Source organism: Bradyrhizobium forestalis, assembly GCF_002795245.1.
GTDB classification, from domain to species: domain Bacteria; phylum Pseudomonadota; class Alphaproteobacteria; order Rhizobiales; family Xanthobacteraceae; genus Bradyrhizobium; species Bradyrhizobium forestalis.
Map to the genome: position 1 here is coordinate 1 of NZ_PGVG01000103.1, position 1500 is coordinate 1500.

At 58.8% G+C, this 1500-nt stretch carries 3 pseudogenes; 2 read left to right on the top strand and 1 reads right to left on the bottom strand.

The window, feature by feature from the left end:
• Positions 1–140 precede the first annotated feature (140 nt).
• A pseudogene (locus CVM73_RS38640) lies at positions 141–691 on the bottom strand (IS5 family transposase); the annotation flags it as partial.
• 85 nt (positions 692–776) lie between these two features.
• On the opposite strand from CVM73_RS38640, the pseudogene CVM73_RS38645 reads away from it, so the two are divergent.
• Positions 777–1196 (top strand): annotated as a pseudogene (locus tag CVM73_RS38645) (IS110 family RNA-guided transposase); the annotation flags it as partial.
• Between the two features lie 50 nt (positions 1197–1246).
• A pseudogene (locus CVM73_RS38650) lies at positions 1247–1500 on the top strand (IS481 family transposase); the annotation flags it as partial.

A 1500-nucleotide genomic window follows, 5' to 3' on the forward strand; every position in this document is an offset into this window, starting at 1 on the left:
CAACCATGCCCGCCGTACGTCACGCCATCGTCGATCTCATCCTTCGGCCGCCGTCTCAACGGTGTCCATACTGCCGAAAACAAATCCTTGAAAAACACTGGCGCAAATGGATTCTGCCAAAGTAGTGTTAGGGCTCGGACTCAATTGATCCAATAGGCAACGATGGCGGCGAGATGGACGGCAGCCAAGAAGTTCCTGGCTAGTTTGTCGTAGCGAGTTGCGACACGCCTGAAATCCTTGACGCGGCAGAAACAGCGCTCGATGACGTTGCGCCCCTTGTAGGCGCGTTTGCTGAAGCTGTGGAGAGTGACCCTGTTGGATTTGTTTGGAATGGCGGGCTTGGCACCACGATCGACGATTTCGGCTCGAAAGCCGTCGCCGTCGTACCCTTTGTCGCCAATGACGGCAGACATGGGTGGCGCGAGTTCCAAAAGGGCTGGCGCTGCGGCAATATCAGCGTCCTGGCCTGGAGTGAGATGAAATGCGCAAGGTCTGCAGTCAGGGTCGCTCAGCGCGTGGATTTTCGTGGTCCGCCCGCCGCGCGAGCGGCCGATCGCTTGGTCATGCTCCCCCCTTTTCCGCCGCTCGCCGAGCGATGCGCTTTGATCGTGGTGGAGTCGATGGATAAAGTCACGCCGTCTTTGCCGCAGCGGGCGAGCGCTTCAAAGATCGCCCGCCAATGTCCGCGCTTGATGCTGTGGACGGCTCCTCCACGGGCACGAGAGTGCCAAGGAGTGGGCGCCGTTTGAGGCTCCCACGATTCGGAGGAGCAGCCTATGCAGTCAATTTCGACGATTGGTCTGGATATCGCGAAGTCGGTCTTTCAAGTGCATGGCGTCGATGCAGCCGGTCAGGTGGTGATCCGCCGCCAGCTCAAGCGCCGTTTCGTGCTGTCCTTCTTTGAGAAGTTGTCGCCGTGCCTAGTGGGGATCGAGGCTTGCGCGTCATCCCATTACTGGTCCCGCGAACTGCAGGCGTTGGGGCATACGGTGCGGTTGATGCCTCCGGCCTATGTGAAGCCCTACGTCAAGCGGCAGAAGAACGACACCACGGACGCGGAGGCAATTTGCGAGGCGGTCACGAGACCCAACATGCGGGTCGTGCCAACCAAGACGATCGAGCAACAGAGCTGTCTGATGCTTCATCGAGCGCGCCATCTGTTCATCCGCCAGCAGACTGCCGTCATCAATTGTTTAGTCCCAGACTTTGATGGTGCATCCTGGTCGCACGATTCGAAGGAAGCGCTATGGGACAGATTTTACACGGCTGCGCCACCACGACGGAGGCAGTCCGTCGAGCAATACAAAATAGTCAAGAGAGACTGAGAGGTCTCGCCAAGCGCTACGGGATCAACCAGAAGACTGTCGCGAAGAGGAAGCAGCGCGAGACCGTCACCGATCGTTCGACTGGCCCCAAGGAAGCCAAGTCGACTGTCCTTTCCATCGAGGAGGAGGCGATCATCGTTGCTTTCCGGCAGCATACGCTGCTGCCACTCGACGA